The sequence below is a fragment of the Streptomyces sp. NPDC050433 genome (genome assembly GCF_044458565.1).
In the GTDB taxonomy this organism is placed as follows: domain Bacteria; phylum Actinomycetota; class Actinomycetes; order Streptomycetales; family Streptomycetaceae; genus Streptomyces.
The window spans coordinates 214,937-232,979 of record NZ_JBITIB010000001.1 but is presented as its reverse complement, the minus strand read 5'-3'; the positions used below and the strand labels follow the sequence as shown (position 1 = coordinate 232,979).

The following is an 18,043-nucleotide window of genomic DNA, read 5'->3' as shown; positions in this document are numbered from 1 at the left end:
GTGTGTGGCGGGTGTGGCGGTCATGCGGGTGTGGCGGTCATGCGGGTGGCCGTCGTGGTCCCCGCGCCAGTGTGACGCTCGCACCGCCCGGCTGGCCAGGGTCCTTGGTCAGCAGTGCGCGGGCGGCGCGTATGCGCTATAAGGCCGGGCGGTCGGCCGGGACGGGCGGGCCGGGTCCGGCGCGCCCGTCCCGGCGCCGCTCAGTGCTTCGCGGGGAGGAAGCCGATCCGGTCGTACGCCTGGGCAAGCGTCTCCGCGGCGACCGCGCGGGCCTTCTCGGCGCCCTCGGCGAGGATCGAGTCCAGCGTCTCCGGATCGTCCAGATATTCCTGGGTGCGGCTGCGGAACGGTGTGACGAAGTCGACCATGGCGTCGGCCAGATCCACCTTCAGGGCGCCGTACCCCTTGCCCTCGTACCGCTGCTCGAGATCCGCGATGCTCGTGCCCGTGAGCGTCGAGTAGATCGTGAGGAGATTGCTGATTCCGGGCTTGGCCCCGGTGTCGAAGCGGATCTCGGTGCCGGTGTCGGTGACGGCGCTCTTGATCTTCTTCGCCGTGGCCTTGGGGTCGTCGAGCAGATTGACCAGGCCCTTCGGCGTGGACGCCGACTTGCTCATCTTGATCGACGGGTCCTGGAGGTCGTAGATCTTCGCGACCTCCTTGACGATGTGCGGCTTGGGGATCGTGAACGTGCTCCCGAAGCGGGTGTTGAACCGCTCGGCGAGGTCACGTGTCAGCTCGACGTGCTGGCGCTGGTCCTCGCCGACCGGGACCGAGTCCGCCTGGTAGAGCAGGATGTCGGCGACCTGGAGGATCGGGTACGTGAAGAGTCCGACGGTGGCGCGGTCGGCGCCCTGTCTGGCCGACTTGTCCTTGAACTGCGTCATGCGGGAGGCCTCGCCGAAGCCCGTCAGACAGTTCATCACCCAGCCGAGCTGGGCGTGTTCGGGCACATGGCTCTGGATGAACAGCGTGCAGCGCTGCGGGTCGAGACCGGCGGCGAGGAGCTGCGCCGCCGCGAGCCTGGTGTTGGCGCGCAGGTCGGCGGGCTCCTGCGGAATGGTGATCGCGTGCAGGTCCACGACCATGTAGAACGCGTCGTGGGTTTCTTGCAGCGCCACATACTGCCGGATCGCACCGAGGTAGTTCCCGAGATGGAACGAGCCTGCGGTGGGCTGGATACCGGAGAGCGCGCGAGGACGAGTGGCCATGGGAGACATTCTCTCAGGTGGCACCGACAAGTCGGGAACGGATCTCCGGTGACCCGTGTATCAAAGGCGGGGCGACCGGGGGACGCGTCCCCGCCGGCCGCCGCCGGACAGGTGATCCAACCGGACCTGCCTGCGGGGTTGTCTCCCGGGGCACGCCGGAGGCAAGGTTTCTTCGTCCACTCTGGCGAGTGACGATAGAAACAGGGGCATCACCCCGCCCCGACCGGATGGCTTGTCTCGACCGAACGGAGAACCCGTGGCGACAACGGAGCGTGCCATCGCCTCTGCGGAGGCGCACAGCGCGCACAACTACCACCCCCTGCCCGTCGTCGTCGCTTCGGCGGACGGTGCGTGGATGACCGACGTCGAGGGGCGCCGCTTCCTCGACATGCTCGCCGGCTACTCGGCACTCAACTTCGGCCATGGCAATCGGCGTCTCATCGACGCCGCCAAGGCTCAGTTGGAGCGGGTGACGCTCACCTCGCGGGCGTTCCACCACGACCGGTTCGCCGACTTCTGCACCCAGCTCGCCGAGTTGTGCGGCATGGAGATGGTGCTGCCGATGAACACGGGCGCGGAGGCGGTGGAGACCGCCGTGAAGACGGCCCGCAAGTGGGGCTACCGGACGAAGGGGGTGCCGGACGGCACCGCCAAGATCATCGTCGCGGCGGACAACTTCCACGGCCGTACGACCACGATCATCAGCTTCTCCACCGACGAGGAGGCCCGAGCGGACTACGGGCCCTACACGCCGGGCTTCGAGATCGTTCCGTACGGGGATCTCGCCGCGCTCGACGCCGCGATGACGGACAACACCGTCGCCGTCCTGCTGGAGCCGATCCAGGGCGAGGCGGGGGTGCTCGTGCCGCCGCCGGGCTATCTCGCGGGGGTGCGTGAGCTGACCCGGGCACGGAATGTGCTGTTCATCGCCGACGAGATCCAGTCCGGTCTGGGCCGGACCGGAAAGACCTTCGCCTCTGAGCACGAGGGTGTCGTGCCCGACATGTACGTGCTGGGCAAGGCGCTCGGCGGCGGGGTGGTGCCGGTGTCGGCCGTGGTGTCGTCGGCCGAGATCCTCGGGGTGTTCCGGCCCGGGGAGCACGGCTCGACGTTCGGCGGGAATCCGCTGGCGTGTGCGGTGGCCCTTGAGGTGATCGCGATGCTGCGCACCGGTGAGTACCAGCAGCGGGCGGCGGAGCTGGGTGATCATCTGCATCACGAGCTGGGGCTGATGACGACCGGCGGCGCCGTGGAGGCGGTGCGCGGCCGGGGGCTGTGGGCGGGGGTGGACATCGCTCCGTCGTACGGCACGGGCCGGGAGATCTCCAGGAAGCTGATGGACCGCGGTGTGCTCGTGAAGGACACCCACGGGTCGACGATCCGGATCGCCCCGCCGCTGGTGATCAGCAAGGAGGACCTGGACTGGGGCCTGGAGCAGCTGCGGGCGGTCCTGACGCGGTAGGAGCGGTGGCGGTGGCCGGTGGCGCGCCACCGGCCACCGGCCCCTGGTTCCTGACGCCTACAGGATGACGTGCGGGAGGAAGCGGGCGTACTCGTCCGTGATCAGGCCCGACGATTCGCGGATGCCGAGGCCCGCCGCCTCGTTCTCGACGACCCAGGCGCCGAGTACGACACGGTTGCCGTCGAAGTCGGGCAGGGGCGCCAACGCCTGGTAGCAGCAGGCCTCTTGGCGTACGACCGGGGCGTGGCCCGGCTCGTGGACGGTGACTCCGGCTCCCTCGCGGCCGAGCAGGGGCTTGGAGACGTAACCGCCGGTGAGGGCGAGTTCACGGGGCCCGTCGAGATAGGCGGGCAGCAGATTCGGGTGGTCCGGGTTGAGTTCCCAGAGGATCGCCAGGAGCGCCTTGTTGGAGAGCAGCATCTTCCAGGCGGGCTCTATCCAGCAGGTGCTGCCGGTGCCGCCGCCGTTGTCGAGCGTGTCGAGCACCTGCGGGCCGAAGCGGTCCGTGGTCAGCCACTCCCACGGATAGAGCTTGAAGCAGCTGCGGATGAAGCGCAGCCGGTCGTCCACGAAACGGCCGGTCAGCTTGTCCCAGCCGATCTGCTCGACGGACAGGGCCTCGGTGTCGAGGCCCGCCTGCTGGGCCGTCTCGCGCAGATAGGCGACGGTCATCAGGTCCTCGCCCAGCTCGTCGCCGTCGGAGTGCGCGAAGTGCAGGGGGCCCGGGGGAAGGAGGGGGGCCTGGCGGCGCCAGGCCTCTATGAGCCGTTCGTGGAGGGAGTTCCACTGGTCGGCGCCGGGGAAGCGCTCCTCCATCCAGAACCACTGCGGGCTGGCGGCCTCGACCAGGGAGGTGGGGGTGTCGGCGTTGTACTCCAGCATCTTGGCCGGGCCCGTGCCGTCGTAGCGGAGGTCGAACCGGCCGTAGATGGACGGCAGTTCGGCCCGGCGGTGCCAGGACTCGGCGATCAGCGCGGCCAGTCGGCCGTCGGTGATGCCGAGGTCGCGGAAGCGGTCGTTCTTGACGATGTGCTCGGCGGCGGCGAGGCACATCGCGTGCAGTTCCTCGACGACGCCTTCGAGGGCCTCGACCTCGGGGAGGGAGAAGACGTAGTAGGCGCTCTCGTCCCAGTACGGACGCAGGGAGTCGTCCGGGTAGCGGGTGAGCGGATAGACGAGGCCCTGTTCCTCGACCGTCCGCTGCCAGCCGGGGCGTGGCTCGATGGTCCGGCGCTCCATCATGCGCGCTGACGCCCGCTCAGCCGCCGCCGGTGCCCGAGCAGCCGAAGCCGCCCCGGTCGACCGCCGACTTGTCGAAACTGCCGTCGTGGACACGGCCGTTGCTGCTCTTGCCGCCGTAGTAGTACGAGCCGCTTCCGGTGCTGTCGCAGTCGGACTTGGACAGTTCCTCATAGGTGTTCCGGTCGGCGCAGCGCCGGTCCGGTTCCGAACCGCAGGAGGTGATCGTGAGTGCGAGTATGCCCATGCCGCCGAGCACGACCGTGCTCGACCGCAACCTGCGTTGTTTTACGGCGGCCATGGCCCCGTCCTCCCCCGTCCGCGGGCCGATCCTTCGACCCGTCGATCCCTTGCTCGCCGCACACCTTAGATGCCTGGCCGCCGCCCCCTCAACGTGCGGCACCCCGGCGCCGGGTGAGGTGCGATCGGGCGGGGATTAATCGCTGTCGTCGCGATCACCCGTCGGGCAGGATGCGATGACTCGCCGTATACGAGGAGAACGATTCACGATGCCGGCCATCCCCTCCCGCCCCGCCGATCCGACCGTGATCCACCCGATGCCCGGTCAGCCTCGCGTGGTGCTGCTGAAACCACTGGTCACCTCGGAGTTGATCGAGGTCGGTGACTTCTCCTACTACGACGACCCGGACGACCCGACGGCGTTCGAGACGCGGAACGTTCTCTACCACTACGGGCCGGAGAAGCTGGTCATCGGGAAGTACTGCGCGCTGGGTGAGGGGGTGCGGTTCATCATGAACGGCGCCAACCACCGGATGGACGGCCCGTCGACGTTCCCCTTCCCGATCATGGGCGGTTCGTGGAGCGAGCACTTCGATCTCATCAGCGGGCTGCCCGGCCGCGGTGACACGGTGGTCGGCAACGACGTCTGGTTCGGCTACCGCAGCATGATCATGCCCGGCGTCCGGATCGGTCATGGAGCGGTGATCGCCTCGGGCGCGGTCGTCGTCGACGACGTACCGGACTACGGCATCGTCGGGGGCAACCCGGCCAGGCTCATCCGCCGCCGCTACGACGACGGGGACGTCGAGCGGCTGCTGGCGATCGCCTGGTGGGACTGGCCCCTCGACCACCTCACCACGCACCTGCGCACGATCATGTCGGGCAGCGTCGAAGCACTGGAGGCGGCGGCCCCGCGGCCCGGCAATGCCTGATCGACGGTGACGACGGTGACCTGCCGCCCGTCGTCACCGCCCGCCGCATCGGCCCATGAATCGGTCATGTAAATGGACCGTACAGCTGCGCCACCTGGCGCGTAACGTCGTACGTATGACGACGAACCACAGCGACCACGACCACACCTCCGACCGCGTCCCCGAGGACGAGCCCCGTCTGGCGTGGGCGAAGCTCGCGCCCGAGGTCTCCAGGGCGATGTCCGGTCTGGACAAGGCGGTCCGGCAGGGTGTCGACCCGGTGCTGTACGAACTGGTGAAGATCCGCGCCTCGCAGATCAACCACTGCGCGTACTGCCTGGACATGCACACGAAGGACGCGCTGGCCGCCGGGGAGTCGGTGGAGCGGATCGTCCAGCTCAGCGCCTGGCAGGAGTCGCGCCACTTCTACTCCGCGAAGGAGATCGCGGCGATCGAACTGACCGAGGCGGTCACCGTGCTGACGGACGGCTTCGTGCCGGACGAGGTGTACGAGCGGGCGGCGGCGCACTTCGAGGAGCGCGAACTCGCGTATCTGATCGGCGCGATCACGGTCATCAACGCCTGGAACCGCTTCGCCGTGACGTCGCGGATGGCCCCCGGCCACTACACGCCGGGAATGTACAAGTAACGGCGTCCGACGGGGTGTCGGCATCCTGCGCGCTCTCGGAGCCGGGCAGGCCCGGTGGCCGAGTACCGACCGGTATAAAGGCTGCATGACTGCCGACGCCGTCCCGCCCGCGCGCCCGACCCTGGAGGACGTGGCCGCCGTGGCGGGTGTCTCGCGTGCCACGGTGTCACGCGTGATCAACGGGGCGACGACGGTGGATCCGGCGCTGCGCACGGTCGTCGAGGAGGCCATCGCGACCACGCACTACGTGCCGAACCGCGCCGCGCGGTCCCTGGTGACCCGGCGCACCGACTCGGTCGCGCTGGTCGTCTCCGAGCGGGAACGGCGTTCGGTGGCCGAGCCGTTCGTGGGCCGGATGTTCTCGGACCCGTACTTCGGCCGGGTCGTGGGCGGGCTGCTCGACGTGCTGCGGCCGGCCGGTGTGCAGATGGTGCTGATGCTGGCGGACGACGCCGCCTCGCGCGACCAGTTGCTCTCGTATCTGCGCCAGGGCCATGTCGACGGCATCGTCCTGATCTCCTCGCACGCCGGTGATCCGCTGCCCCGGCTGGTCCATGAGACACGGCTGCCGGCCGTGCTGGCCGGCCGGCCCGGACAGCCGTCGCCGCTCACGTACGTGGAGGCGGACCAGGCGGCGGGCGCGCGGCTGGCCGCCGGGCATCTGGCGGGGCTGGGGCGGCGCAGGATCGGTACGGTCGCGGGGCCGCAGGACATGCCGGCGGGGCAGGAACGGCTCGAAGGGTTCCGGGCGGCGATGGCCGCGTACGGGATCGAGGACGTGGCGGTCGCGGAGGGCGACTTCACGCACACCGGCGGCGCGGCGGCGATGCGGCGGCTGCTGGCCGAACACCCGGACCTGGACGGGGTGTTCATCGCCTCCGACCTGATGGCGCTGGGCGCGCTGCCGGTGCTGCTGCGGGCGGGCAGGCAGGTGCCTCACGAGGTGGCGGTGGTGGGCTTCGACGACAGCAGCGCCGCGCTGACCTGTGACCCGGCGCTGACGACGGTACGTCAGCCGGTCGAGGAGATGTCCTCGGAGATGGCCAGGCTGCTGCTGCGGCAGATCGCCGCGCCGGCAAGCGCTCCACCACCGTCGATGATCTTCACGCCGACTCTGGTGGTGCGGGCGTCCGCGTAACGCCCCCGGTCAGGCGGTCCGGCCGTGGCGCTCCTCGTCCTCCAGCGCGGCGGCCTCCTGCGACAGCCGTACGGCCTGGAGCAGGCTCAGGCCCGGCTCGGCCTCCCGGAGCGCCTTCACCGCCCGTACCGAGTCGGCGCGTCCCTTCACGCCCGCCTCGGCTATCTTCCGGCGCGCCCAATTCCCGCGCAGCTCACCGTCGGTGGCCTCCCTGGCGGCGGCGAGCAGTGCGGCGGCCCGCTCCAGCCCCGGCCGCTCCTCGGGACCGGCGGTCTTCAGCGCCTGGTCCACGGCCTCGGCGACCTCGTCGGCCTCGCGCACGACGAGAACCGTGAACTCCTCTTTGTCCTGCCCGAACAGCTTCATCTTCGGATACTCTCCGCCGCGGACGCGCGGCCTCAAGAGAGTTGAGCGAGTTCTGAGGTACACACACGCCGGACGGCCCGGAGCCGGTGAGCGCTCCGGGCCGTCCGTGTGGGATCGGCGCGTTACTTCTTCGGGAGCCAGGCCTCCCACGTCGCCTTGTTCTCCTTGACCCACTTCTCGGCCGCGTCCGGGCCGCTCATCTTGTCCTTTGCGATCGCCTTCGCGACCTCGTTCTGCTCCTCAGTGCTCCACTTGAAGTTCTTGATGAACTCGGCGGCGTCACCGCCGTCCTTCGCGAAGTCCGCGTTGAGGTACTTCTGGAGCGGGGTGTTGGCGTACGCGCAGTCTGTCGCCGTCTCCGGCTCGTTGCAGCCCTCCTCGTACGGGGGCAGCTTCACCTCGACGAGGTCGATGTCCGCGTTGAGCCACTGCGGGTCCCACCAGTAGGTGATGAAGGGCTCCTTGTCGCGGTACTTCTGCTGGATCTCCTTGATCTGGGCGGCCTCGTTGCCCGTTTCCTTGATCTTGAGGTTCAGCTTGAGGTTCTTGACCAGGTGCTCGTCGTACGTCGTGTACGAGGGTGCCGCGCCCAGGAACTCCCCCATCTCGCCACTGTTGGCGGAGCGGAAGTCCTTGGTGAATTTGTTGAGCTTCGTCGCGTCCAGGACCTCGGGGTTGGCGTCCGCGTAGTACTTCGGGACGAACCAGCCGATGTGTCCGACGACGCCGAGGTCGCCGCCCTTGACGATGGTCTTCTTGTCCTCGATGTAGAGCTGTTCCTTCTTCGGCGAGCCGCCCCAGTCCTCCAGGATCGCGTCCGCCTTGCCGTTGTTGAGCGCGTCGAAGGCGACCGGCTCGTCGAGCTGCTGGAGCTCGACCTTGACGTCCAGCTCCTGCTCCATGATCACCTTGGCGACCTCGGCGTTGGCGCGCGCGCCGACCCAGGAGGGGACGGTCAGGGTGATCTCGTCCGACGCCGACTTCGACTCGGTCTCGGCGGCGCACGCGCTGAGCGCGAGCATGCCGAACACGCCGACTCCGGCGATCAGGCTGGTGCTTATCCGCTTGCTGTGGGTCACGTCGTCGTCTCTCTGTCGCGGTTTCAGTTGTGGATCGCGTGGTGGATCACGTCGTGGATTCAGTTGTGGTGCCGGTGGCCGGCCGTCCCGTCACATCAGGGCCCGCTCCTTCGCCGCCGCGCTCGGCTGCGAGATCCGGTCGAGCAGCAGCCCCAGGCACACGATCGCGATACCGGCCGTCATACCGAGGCCGAGGTCGCCCTTGGCCAGGCCTCTCACCACGTCGACACCGAGCGCGCCGCCGCCGATCATGCCGCCGATGACGACGATGGCCAGGACCAGCACCACGCCCTGGTTGACGGCGAGTTGGAGCGCGGGCCGGGCCAACGGCAGCTGCACCTGGCGCAGTTGCTGCGCCGTACCGGCGCCGAGTGAGCGCGCCGCCTCCAGGGCGGAGGGGTCGATCTGCCGGATGCCCTGGGTGGTGATGCGTACGACGGCGGGCAGCGCGTACACGACGGCCGCGGCGACAGCCGCCGTACGGCCGCCGCTGAACAGCGCGATCACCGGGATCAGATAGATGAACTGCGGCATCGTCTGCATGATGTCGAGCACCGGCCTGATCACCCGCTCGACCCTCCCGACGCGCGCCGCGAGGATGCCGATGGCGAAACCGAGCAGCAGGGTCACCGCGAGGGCGGCGAGCACCTGCGAGAGCGTGTCGAGCGAGCGGTCCCAGAGTCCCATCGCCCCGATCGCGGCCAGCGACAGCACCACCGTGATCACGGCCCGCCAGCCGGTCCGCAGCGCCAGCACACCGGCGACGAGGAGCAGCGCCCACCAGGGGGTGGCCAGCAGCGCGTCGCGCACCGGGTTGATCACCCAGTTCGCGAAGCCCTCGGACCAGGTGAGGGTGCCGCCCAACACCGGTACGCCGGAGCCGAGTTCGCGCTCGATCCAGTCGACCGCGGTGTTGACGGGCTCGCTGATGGAGACGGTCCAGGCCTCGGGCCACTCCTTGCGGCCGATGACGGCTCCGAGCACCGCTCCGCCGGCGACGGCCGCGACGATGCCGGGCCAGAGCGCCCACCACTTGGCACGGCGCCCGGCGGCGGGGTCTTCGAGCTGTTCGCCGGCCGCCGCCGTCGTACGGTCCAGCCAGATCGCCAGCAGGACGACGGCGATTCCGGCGGGCAGCGCGAGGCCGACGTCGACGGTGGAGAGCGCCGTGAAGATCTCGTCGCCGAGTCCGCCGGCGCCGATCATCGAGGCGAGGACGACCATCGACAGACACATCATGATCGTCTGGTTGAGGCCGAGGAGCATCTGCTTGCGGGCCAGCGGCAGCCGCGCGGTCACGAGCCGCTGCCAGGAGCTGGCGCCGAGCGAGGCGGACGCCTCCAGCGCTGCGGCGTCGGCGCCGCGCAGCCCGAGCGAGGTGAGCCGGGCCATCGGCGGCGCCGCGTAGATCACGGTCGCGACGAAGACCGACGGGATGCCGATGTCGAAGAGCAGCACGAACGGCAGCAGATACGAGAAGGCGGGCAGCACCTGCATGGTGTCGAAGACCGGCCGCAGCACGCGCTGGCAGCGGTCGGACAGCCCGGCGGCGAGCCCCAGCAACGCGCCGACGACGGCCGAGACGGCGACGGCGACGATCATCAGCGCCAGCGTCTCCATCGCCGGTTCCCACATGCCGAGCAGCCCGATGACGGCGAAGGTGGCGAGCGCGGTGGCGGCGGTGCGCAGCGCGCGGCGGCGCAGGCCGGCGCCGCCGGCGTACCAGGCGATCAGTACGGCGGCGACCGTCACACCGATGAAGCCCAGGCTCTCCAGCACGCTGAACACCCCGTCGACCGAGCTTTCGGCGGAGTTGCTGATGTGCAGGAGGAAGTAGAGGAAGAGGGGGTGGGTGGTGCGGTTGTCGACGAGCCAGCGGTTGAGATCGTCGAGCGGCGAGCGTACGTCGACGGTCAGGTCGGCCGGCCAGGCTCCGCTGCCGGTGACGGCGGCGCTGACGATCGCCACGAGGACGGCGGCGACCAGCAGCATCGCGCGCGGGTTGCCCGCGAGGCGTGCCCACGGGCCGGGGGTGCCGTCGTCGGCCGTGTCGATCTTGCTCACGCGTACGTCGTCCGGGGCGTCCGCGTCCCGCCGGGCACTGTCGGTCTTCTCGAACACCGGATTGGGCGGCGCGGCGCTCATACCGCCGCCACCTCCTTGGGTTCCGCTTCGCCGTCCAGCCCCGCGACGACGGCCAGCAGTTCCTCGTAACCGACGACGCCGAGCGTCCGGCCGTTCTCCACGACCCGGCAGTACGCGCCGCTGCGTGCGACGGCCTCGATCGCGTCGGAGACCAGCGTGTCCGGCTTCAGGGCGACGCCCGACTCGCCCTCGCCGTCGCGCGCGGGGCGCATGGCCCGGCGTACGGAGATGACCTGCTCGCGCGGAACGTCGCGGACGAAGTCGCGTACGTAGTCGTCGGCCGGGTTGGCGACGATCTCCTCCGGGGTGCCGAGCTGCACGATGCCGCCGTCGCGCATCAGCGCGATGCGGTCACCGAGTCGCAGCGCCTCGTTCAGGTCGTGCGTGATGAAGACCATGGTGCGGCCCTCCTCGTGGTGCAGCCGGATGACCTCTTCCTGCATGTCGCGCCGGATCAGCGGGTCGAGCGCGCTGAACGGCTCGTCGAACAGCAGGACTTGGGGGTCCACGGCCAGCGCGCGGGCGAGACCGACGCGCTGCTGCTGGCCGCCGGAGAGCTGGCCGGGGCGGCGGTCCTCCAGCCCCGCGAGGCCGACCAGAGCGGCGACTTCGGCCGCCTTGGCGCGCCGCTCGGTGCGGCTCATGCCCTGGATCTCCAGGCCGTAGGCGACGTTGTCGAGCACGGAGCGGTGCGGCAGCAGACCGAAGTGCTGGAAGACCATCGCGGCGCGGTGCCTGCGCAGTTCGCGCAGCCGGTTCTTGTCCATGGCGAGGACGTCCTCGCCGTCCATGGCCAGCTGTCCGCTCGTCGGCTCGATGAGCCGGGTCAGACAGCGTACGAGGGTCGACTTGCCCGAGCCGGAGAGGCCCATGACGACGAAGACCTCGCCCTTGCGCACGTCGAAGGAGACGTCGCGGACGGCGGCCGTGCAGCCGGTGCGTACCCTCAACTCCTCGGCGGACAGCGCCGCGTACTCCTTGTTGCCCGGTATTCGGTCGGCCTTCGGTCCGAAGACCTTCCACAGATCGCGTACGGAGAAGACCGGTTCGGTGGCGGTCATCACGCATCACCTCCCGGTGCGGTTGTGTTGGTCGCCGAGGTGAGCAGTTCGGCGCACTTCTCGCCGACCATCAGGACCCCGATCATGGGATTCACGGCCGGCATGGTGGGGAAGACGGAAGCGTCGGCGATTCGGATGCCTGTCAGTCCACGGATCGTCAGATCCGGCCCCACCACGGCCTGTTCGTCGTCCGCGGCGCCCATCCGGCAGGTGCCGGCGGGGTGGTAGACCGTGTGGGCGCACCTGCGGGCGTACTCGCTCAGCTCCTCGTCGGAGGTGATGCCGGGGCCCGGACACACCTCGCGGGTCAGCCAGTTGGCGAGCGGATCGGCGGCGGCGATCCGCCGGGCGATCCTGATGCCGTCCACGAGGGTGCGGCCGTCGTAGTCGTCCTCGTCGGTGAAGTAGCGGAAATCCAGGGCCGGTTTGACCTCCGGGTCGGCGCTCGTGAGATAGAGCCGCCCACGGCTGCGGGGCTTGGGGATGTTCGGCGTCATCGACACGCCGTGCGCGGGGCGTTCGTACCCCAGGCGCTCGGGGTTGTCCGTGAACGGGATCTGGTAGAAGTGGAACATCAGGTCCGGGCCATCACCGTCGGGGTCGCGCCGGACGAAGAGGCCCGCGTCGGAGTCCATCGCCGAGTTCTCCGGGATCGGCCCGTCGGTCTCCCAGACGATGACCGACTCGGGGTGGTCGAGCAGGTTCTCGCCGACACCCGGCAGATCGTGCGTGACGGGGATGCCGAGCGCCGCGAGGTCCTCTCGCGGCCCGATGCCGGAGTGCAGGAGCAGCCGGGGTGTGTCGACGGCGCCGGCGCAGACGAGGACTTCACGCCGGGCGCGTACGTACGACTCCGTGCCGTCCGCGGCCCGGACGCGTACGCCGGTGGCGCGGGTGCCTTCGAACTCCAGCCGGTACGCCCAGGTCTCCAGCAGCAGACGGAGGTTGGGCCGGTCCAGGAAGGGGTGCAGATACGCCACCGAGGCGGACGACCGCTTGTTGTCCTCCGGGTGGTAGGCGAGGTCGAAGAAACCGGCGCCTTCGTGGAAGGGCTTCTTGTTGAAGCCCTCCACGCGCGGGACACCGAGCGCCGACTGCGCCGCGTCGACGAAGTCGCGGGCGATGGGGTTACGGTCCCGCTCGTCCACCGGCACGATGTTGTTGCGCAGCCGCCCGAAGTACGGCTCCATCGACTCCGCGTCCCACCCGTCGGCCCCGGCCGCCGCCCACTCGTCCCAGTCGGACGGCAGCGGCTTGAAGGCGATCAGGGTGTTGTGCGAGGAGCAGCCGCCGAGCACCCGCGCCCGGCTGTGCCGGATGTGGGAGTTGCCGCGCGGCTGCTCGGTCGTCGGGTAGTCGTAGTCCAGCTCGCCGCCCAGCAGCCCCATCCAGCGCCGGAGCGTCAGCACGTCGGGCCGGTCGACGTCGGACGGCCCTCCCTCGATGACGGCGACGGTGACGGTGGGGTCCTCGGTGAGCCGGGAGGCGATCACCGATCCCGCGGTGCCGCCTCCGACGACGACGTAGTCGTATGCGGCGTCGGATGCGGTCTCGGGTGCGACGTCGTGTTCGGCCATGGGTGTCGCCATGGGTGTCGTCTACTCCACTTCCCTAGGGTGATTCAAGGTTCTTGCGCGTAATGAGGCGTAATGAGACGGAGCCGTAAGGCAGTTGGCGGCTGTCGCGCCTGACAGTTCGTCAGCCGGCGAACCAGCGCACGGGTCGCGGCGCGAGGTTCTGGTAGATGTGCTTCGCCTCGCGGTACTCGGCGAGACCGGCCGGCCCCAGCTCGCGCCCGATGCCGGACTTGCCGAAGCCGCCCCACTCGGCCTGCGGCAGATACGGGTGGAAGTCGTTGATCCACACGGTGCCGTGCCGCAGCCGCCCGGCGACGCGCCGGGCACGTCCGGGGTCCGCCGTCCAGACGCCGCCGGCCAGCCCGTACTCGGTGTCGTTGGCGAGCGCGACGGCCTCGTCCTCCGTACGGAAGGTCTCGACGGTCAGGACCGGGCCGAAGACCTCCTCACGGACGACCCGCATCCCGCGGTGGCACTGGTCCAGGACGGTCGGCTCGTAGAAGTACCCGGCTGCGGGGCGGTGTTCACCCGGTTCGGGCCGCTTGCCGCCGGACCGCAGCACGGCGCCGTCGGCGAGCGCGGACGCGACGTACTCCTCGGTCTTCGCCAACTGCCGCTCCGAGACGAGCGGTCCGCACTCGACGCCCTCGCCGGTGCCCCGGCCGAGCCGGATCTTCGTGGCACGGCGGGCGAGTTCGGCGACGAAGCGCTCGCGCAGCGACTCCTCGACGATGAGGCGTGAACCGGCGGAGCAGACCTGGCCGCTGTGGATGAACGCGGCGTTCAGGGCCTGGTCGACGGCGGTGTCGAAACCCTCGTCGGTGGCGCAGGAGTCGGCGAAGACGACGTTCGGGTTCTTCCCGCCCAGCTCCAGGGCGACCTTCTTCACACCGGGCGCGGCGGCTTGCATCACCTTCGTTCCGCTGGCGAGTCCGCCGGTGAACGACACGAGGTCCACATCGGGGTGCTCGGCCATCCGGGCGCCCACGGGGTCACCGGCGCCGGTCACCAGATTGGCGACGCCCGGCGGCAGCCCGGCCTCGGTGAGCAGGTCGATCAGCGCGACGGTGGTCAGCGGGGTGATCTCGCTCGGCTTGAGCACAAAAGTGTTGCCCGCGGCGAGCGCCGGGGCAATCTTCCAACTCGCCTGGAGAAGCGGATAGTTCCAGGGTGTGATGAGCGCGCAGACACCGACGGGCTCGTGCACGACGACGCTGTGCACGTCGGGAGAGCCGGCGTCCACGACCCGGCCGCCGCTTTCATTGGTCACGAGGTCGGCGAAGTAGGCGAAGGCGTCGGCGACACAGTCGACATCGACGCGGCCCTCCTCGACGGTCTTGCCCGCGTCGCGGCTCTCCAGCCCCCCGAGCGCTTCCCGGTCGCGCCGCAACAGCACGGCGACCCGCCGCAGCAGCGCGGCCCGCTCCCCGACGGACGTCCGGGGCCAGTCCCCCGCGCCCTCGTCGAAGGCCCTGCGCGCGGCGTCAACGGCGGCGTCGACATCCTCGGCCCCGCCCTCGGACACCACCGCGAACGGTGTGGCGTCGGCGGGGTCGATGATCTCGCGTGTGGCGCCGGAGGTGGCTTTGCGCCACTCCCCGTCCACAAAGATGGTCTGTTGTGCCGACACGTCGCGTTTGGCCTTCCGTTCCTGATATGCGCCACCACCAGCAACAACTGGCGATCTGGGCGCCTGCCCCGGAACGGGGGAAGCATGCGCGTTCGTCGGCCGAAAGTGTTCAGGGTCACTCACCGCCGGACCTGGGACCTTGGGCCCCGGACCACGGCTCGGACCTCGGACCCCGGACAGCACGAGGGCCCCTCGCTGGGGGGATGAGGGGCCCTCGCGTATCGGGTGACGAGGTGACGGTGGCTCAGCCTCAGGCAGGCCGGCCCGCCGCCGTGTCGTCGGTCGGTCAGGCGACCGACTTGTTGCCGTCGACCAGCGCGGAGCGGCCGAAGATGCTGACCGCCTGGTAGTACGTCCACGCCGTGCCGTCGCACGCGGTCTTCGTGGCGCCCGAGTAGCCGGCGCAGACGCGCTTCAGGTCCTCGTAGAACGCGCTGTCCAGCCGCGCCTTGTTGGCACTGAAGGTGCCCATCGCCTTGTAGTTGCGGTAGCCGAAGTCGTGGCGCGCGCAGGAGGTCTGGAACGGGAAGCCGAAGGGGTTGTCCGGCGACGACGAGCAGTAGTCCGTGGACCAGTCGAAGCCGTACGCGGACCAGGCACCCTGGTTGTTACGCGCGGAGACCCACGAGTTGTAGCTGCTGGCGCTGGTCTGCGTCCAGCTGCTCAGGACCTGCGGCTTGTCGGCCGGCGCGGCGGCGGCGGAGCTCGCCGACATCAGGGTGGCGGGGAGAGCGAGAGCAAGAGCGGCGACGGCCATGGCCATACGACGGCGCATTTCAAAACCTCCGGTGGGGAGACAGGTTGACGCTCCGTGTCGGGCGACACGGAGCTTCCCTCAGAGCGAGCGGGCCGGTCGCCGCACGGGTCTACGCGCGATGACCGACGCGGGAATGGTCCCCCAGAAAGAGCGCGATGTAACCATGCTCATGACGAAACAAGTGGGAAACAGGGGGCCAACTCAGCGACATATGCGGCAACTTGGTGTTCGACGGGCACACCCCTAGAGCGGCCCCTATCGCAGCGGCGGCCAACTAACCGCCGGTCGGCCCCGGTTCCTGTCTCCTCGTACCGTCCGCCGCTTTCGAGTTCCTCTGTGCGGCCTTCTCCCGCTTCCATGCGGCGCGCCTCGCCTCCTCCTTGTCCAGCAGCCGCTTCATCTCCTTCATGTCCTCGTTCAGTTCGGCGGACGCTTCGTCGTCGTCGCTGTCAGTGCCGTTGCCGTTCGCGTCCAGTAGTCCCTCCTCGCGCAGCTGCCGTGTCTGCACCTCGATCGGCGGATCCGGGTCGAAGTCCGAAGGCCGGGGCCCCTCGGGCCCGTCGGGCCCGATCCGTACCAACTGCTCCACCCGCGCCACCCGGTACCGTCGCCCGCCCACCGCGACGCCCGCCCCGCGCTTCTCGTCCAGCCGGTCCGCCGCCGCCGCGTACTCCTCGCGCTCCGCCTCACTCAGCCTCTGCTGAACGGGCGTGAGGACCCGGAAGTCCACCGCCAGCCTGTCCCGCGCCGCCTGCGGACTCGGCGCCGTGCCCGAATGCGGCTTCCACTGCCCGTCCTTGCCGCACTCTGCGATCGCGAACTCCGCCGGCAGCAGCACCCCGCCCGGATGCGTCTCGACCGCCCGCAGCGAATCCCCGCGCATCTCGGGCGGCGCCCCCGCCTTCAGCACGAACTGCATCAGGTCGAACTTGAGCAGCCCCTCCGCCATCCCCGTGCCGGTGTACGGATCGACGACGAACCCCTTGATCCGGCTGGGCAGCCCGTGCGCCTCCCCCACCTCGCCGGGATCCGGGTCCGACGGCCTCGGCGGCTCGGGCCCGTCCGGACCCAGCCGGATGAACTGCTCCACCCGCACCACGCGGTACCGCGTGCCGAGCACCGCCAACTCGTCGACCGCGACCCAGTCGAGCTTCTCGTACGCCGCGCGGTACTTCTTCCGGTCGCCCGCGCGTCCGGCGTCCTCCGCCTCCTTGGCCAGCTGCCGGAAGTGCGAGCCGAGGGAGTCGCGAGCCCCCTGCGGTGTGTCCCCGGCGGAACCGAGGATCTCCCAACCACCCTGCTCCGACTCCCTAGCCGCGGCGAAGCCCGGCAGCCCCATGCCCACGATCGTGGGGTAGCGCTCCCGCGCCCGCCATGCCTCCTGCTCGGCGAACGCCGCGATCGGACCCTCCTGCGCGGTCATGCGGATCGTCCGGTACGCCGGCAGCCCCTCTCCGTATCCGTTCATGCACTCAGTGTGCGCGAATCGCCGCTCCGTGTACGGCGGTTGGCACGACAAAGCTCCCGGCGGCCGGAAGAGCGGCTGCCGGGAGCTTTCTCTGTCGTACGGCGTGCGAGTGCGGTCAGAGAAGACCGAGTTCGCGCACCGCGTCGCGCTCCTCGGTCAGCTCCTTCACCGAGGCGTCGATGCGCGCACGGGAGAAGTCGTTGATGTCCAGGCCCTGGACGATCTCGTACGCACCGTTCTTCGTGGTCACGGGGAAGGACGAGATGATGCCCTCCGGGACGCCGTACGAGCCGTCCGACGGGATGCCCATGGAGGTCCAGTCGCCCTCGGGGGTGCCGTTGATCCACGTGTGGACGTGGTCGATGGCGGCGTTGGCTGCGGAGGCCGCCGAGGACGCGCCGCGGGCCTCGATGATCGCCGCGCCGCGCTTGGCGACGGTCGGGATGAAGGTGTCGGCGAGCCACTGCTCGTCGTTGACCGTCTCGGCGGCGTTCTTGCCCGCGATCTCCGCGTGGAAGATGTCCGGGTACTGGGTGGCCGAGTGGTTGCCCCAGATCGTCAGCCGCTTGATGTCCGTGACCTGCGCGCCGGTCTTCGCGGCGAGCTGCGAGATCGCGCGGTTGTGGTCGAGGCGGGTCATCGCGGTGAAACGCTCGGCCGGCACGTCGGGGGCCGCGGCCTGCGCGATGAGGGCGTTGGTGTTGGCCGGGTTGCCGACGACGAGGACCTTGATGTCGTCCGCGGCGTTGTCGTTGATGGCCTTGCCCTGCGGCTTGAAGATGCCGCCGTTGGCGGAGAGCAGATCGCCGCGCTCCATGCCCTTCGTACGGGGGCGGGCGCCGACGAGCAGCGCGACGTTGGCACCGGAGAAGGCGGCGTTGGCGTCGTCGGTGATGTCGATGCCGCGAAGCAGCGGGAAGGCGCAGTCGTCCAGCTCCATGGCGGTGCCCTCGGCGGCCTTCAGGCCCTGCGGGATCTCCAGGAGACGCAGGCTGACCGGCACGTCCGCGCCGAGCAGTTGACCGGAGGCGATGCGGAAGAGCAGCGCGTAGCCGATCTGTCCGGCTGCGCCGGTGACGGTGACATTCACGGGAGTGCGGGTCATGGCGG

The 18,043-nt window shown here is 69.9% G+C and carries 16 protein-coding genes; 4 read left to right on the top strand and 12 right to left on the bottom strand.

The features are described 5' to 3' along the window. Positions 1-200 precede the first annotated feature (200 nt). On the bottom strand, positions 201-1,211 hold the full coding sequence (trpS, locus tag ACIBLA_RS01125; protein ID WP_399197458.1) for a tryptophan--tRNA ligase: 1,011 nt from the start codon (positions 1,209-1,211) through the stop codon (positions 201-203). Between the two features lie 256 nt (positions 1,212-1,467). Here trpS and rocD point away from each other — a divergent pair, with 256 nt between their 5' ends. Beyond that, complete coding sequence (gene rocD / locus ACIBLA_RS01120) at positions 1,468-2,673, top strand: ornithine--oxo-acid transaminase (protein ID WP_399197457.1); 1,206 nt, start codon at positions 1,468-1,470, stop codon at positions 2,671-2,673. A gap of 57 nt (positions 2,674-2,730) precedes the next feature. Here rocD and ACIBLA_RS01115 read toward each other — a convergent pair whose 3' ends face one another. Both ACIBLA_RS01115 and ACIBLA_RS01110 read right to left on the bottom strand, forming a co-directional pair. Next, positions 2,731-3,912 carry a glutathionylspermidine synthase family protein gene (locus ACIBLA_RS01115; protein ID WP_363240278.1) on the bottom strand — a complete coding sequence of 394 codons (1,182 nt, stop codon included), beginning with the start codon at positions 3,910-3,912 and terminating at the stop codon, positions 2,731-2,733. Between the two features lie 19 nt (positions 3,913-3,931). Then, complete coding sequence (locus ACIBLA_RS01110) at positions 3,932-4,213, bottom strand: hypothetical protein (protein ID WP_363240106.1); 282 nt, start codon at positions 4,211-4,213, stop codon at positions 3,932-3,934. 208 nt (positions 4,214-4,421) lie between these two features. Here ACIBLA_RS01110 and ACIBLA_RS01105 point away from each other — a divergent pair, with 208 nt between their 5' ends. From ACIBLA_RS01105 to ACIBLA_RS01095, 3 genes are all read left to right on the top strand, one after another. Further along, positions 4,422-5,084 (top strand): CatB-related O-acetyltransferase, encoded by a 663-nt coding sequence (locus tag ACIBLA_RS01105; protein ID WP_399197456.1) that lies wholly within the window; start codon positions 4,422-4,424, stop codon positions 5,082-5,084. Positions 5,085-5,199: 115 nt separating this feature from the next. Further along, positions 5,200-5,712 carry a carboxymuconolactone decarboxylase family protein gene (locus ACIBLA_RS01100; RefSeq protein ID WP_363240108.1) on the top strand — a complete coding sequence of 171 codons (513 nt, stop codon included), beginning with the start codon at positions 5,200-5,202 and terminating at the stop codon, positions 5,710-5,712. A gap of 85 nt (positions 5,713-5,797) precedes the next feature. Further along, positions 5,798-6,850 carry a LacI family DNA-binding transcriptional regulator gene (locus tag ACIBLA_RS01095; RefSeq protein WP_363240109.1) on the top strand — a complete coding sequence of 351 codons (1,053 nt, stop codon included), beginning with the start codon at positions 5,798-5,800 and terminating at the stop codon, positions 6,848-6,850. 9 nt (positions 6,851-6,859) lie between these two features. Here ACIBLA_RS01095 and ACIBLA_RS01090 read toward each other — a convergent pair whose 3' ends face one another. The 9 genes from ACIBLA_RS01090 to ACIBLA_RS01050 form a co-directional block, all read right to left on the bottom strand. Further along, positions 6,860-7,216: a hypothetical protein gene (locus ACIBLA_RS01090; RefSeq protein ID WP_363240110.1), complete on the bottom strand. Its 357-nt coding sequence runs from the start codon at positions 7,214-7,216 to the stop codon at positions 6,860-6,862. 122 nt (positions 7,217-7,338) lie between these two features. Beyond that, positions 7,339-8,295 (bottom strand): glycine betaine ABC transporter substrate-binding protein, encoded by a 957-nt coding sequence (locus ACIBLA_RS01085; protein WP_363240111.1) that lies wholly within the window; start codon positions 8,293-8,295, stop codon positions 7,339-7,341. Between the two features lie 90 nt (positions 8,296-8,385). Then, positions 8,386-10,440, bottom strand: a complete 2,055-nt coding sequence (locus ACIBLA_RS01080) for an ABC transporter permease subunit (RefSeq protein ID WP_363240112.1) — start codon at positions 10,438-10,440, stop codon at positions 8,386-8,388. Beyond that, the gene (locus tag ACIBLA_RS01075; RefSeq protein ID WP_399197455.1) at positions 10,437-11,501 is read right to left on the bottom strand and encodes a glycine betaine/L-proline ABC transporter ATP-binding protein; all 1,065 of its coding nucleotides are present in this window, start codon (positions 11,499-11,501) and stop codon (positions 10,437-10,439) included. The genes ACIBLA_RS01080 and ACIBLA_RS01075 overlap by 4 nt, the downstream gene beginning before the upstream one ends. After that, complete coding sequence (locus tag ACIBLA_RS01070; protein WP_399197579.1) at positions 11,501-13,078, bottom strand: GMC family oxidoreductase; 1,578 nt, start codon at positions 13,076-13,078, stop codon at positions 11,501-11,503. Before ACIBLA_RS01070 ends, ACIBLA_RS01075 begins: the two co-directional genes overlap by 1 nt. Before the next feature lie 121 nt (positions 13,079-13,199). Beyond that, positions 13,200-14,708: an aldehyde dehydrogenase family protein gene (locus ACIBLA_RS01065; protein ID WP_399197454.1), complete on the bottom strand. Its 1,509-nt coding sequence runs from the start codon at positions 14,706-14,708 to the stop codon at positions 13,200-13,202. A 286-nt stretch (positions 14,709-14,994) separates the two neighbouring features. After that, a complete protein-coding gene (locus tag ACIBLA_RS01060) occupies positions 14,995-15,483 on the bottom strand; it encodes a phospholipase (protein WP_399197453.1) in 489 nt (162 codons plus the stop codon). 256 nt (positions 15,484-15,739) lie between these two features. Further along, positions 15,740-16,933: a DUF5954 family protein gene (locus ACIBLA_RS01055; RefSeq protein ID WP_363240116.1), complete on the bottom strand. Its 1,194-nt coding sequence runs from the start codon at positions 16,931-16,933 to the stop codon at positions 15,740-15,742. A gap of 115 nt (positions 16,934-17,048) precedes the next feature. Beyond that, positions 17,049-18,038 (bottom strand): malate dehydrogenase, encoded by a 990-nt coding sequence (locus ACIBLA_RS01050; protein WP_363240117.1) that lies wholly within the window; start codon positions 18,036-18,038, stop codon positions 17,049-17,051. Positions 18,039-18,043 lie beyond the last annotated feature (5 nt).

What these genes read in the sequence shown, in the direction of transcription:
- trpS (WP_399197458.1), bottom strand. Translation starts at nt 1,211, where the DNA reads ATGGCCACTCGTCCTCGCGCGCTCTCCGGTATCCAGCCCACCGCAGGC.
- ACIBLA_RS01115 (WP_363240278.1), bottom strand. Translation starts at nt 3,912, where the DNA reads ATGGAGCGCCGGACCATCGAGCCACGCCCCGGCTGGCAGCGGACGGTC.
- ACIBLA_RS01110 (WP_363240106.1), bottom strand. Translation starts at nt 4,213, where the DNA reads ATGGCCGCCGTAAAACAACGCAGGTTGCGGTCGAGCACGGTCGTGCTC.
- ACIBLA_RS01105 (WP_399197456.1), top strand. Translation starts at nt 4,422, where the DNA reads ATGCCGGCCATCCCCTCCCGCCCCGCCGATCCGACCGTGATCCACCCG.
- ACIBLA_RS01100 (WP_363240108.1), top strand. Translation starts at nt 5,200, where the DNA reads ATGACGACGAACCACAGCGACCACGACCACACCTCCGACCGCGTCCCC.
- ACIBLA_RS01095 (WP_363240109.1), top strand. Translation starts at nt 5,798, where the DNA reads ATGACTGCCGACGCCGTCCCGCCCGCGCGCCCGACCCTGGAGGACGTG.
- ACIBLA_RS01090 (WP_363240110.1), bottom strand. Translation starts at nt 7,216, where the DNA reads ATGAAGCTGTTCGGGCAGGACAAAGAGGAGTTCACGGTTCTCGTCGTG.
- ACIBLA_RS01080 (WP_363240112.1), bottom strand. Translation starts at nt 10,440, where the DNA reads ATGAGCGCCGCGCCGCCCAATCCGGTGTTCGAGAAGACCGACAGTGCC.
- ACIBLA_RS01075 (WP_399197455.1), bottom strand. Translation starts at nt 11,501, where the DNA reads ATGACCGCCACCGAACCGGTCTTCTCCGTACGCGATCTGTGGAAGGTC.
- ACIBLA_RS01070 (WP_399197579.1), bottom strand. Translation starts at nt 13,078, where the DNA reads ATGGCCGAACACGACGTCGCACCCGAGACCGCATCCGACGCCGCATAC.
- ACIBLA_RS01060 (WP_399197453.1), bottom strand. Translation starts at nt 15,483, where the DNA reads ATGCGCCGTCGTATGGCCATGGCCGTCGCCGCTCTTGCTCTCGCTCTC.
- ACIBLA_RS01055 (WP_363240116.1), bottom strand. Translation starts at nt 16,933, where the DNA reads ATGAACGGATACGGAGAGGGGCTGCCGGCGTACCGGACGATCCGCATG.
- ACIBLA_RS01050 (WP_363240117.1), bottom strand. Translation starts at nt 18,038, where the DNA reads ATGACCCGCACTCCCGTGAATGTCACCGTCACCGGCGCAGCCGGACAG.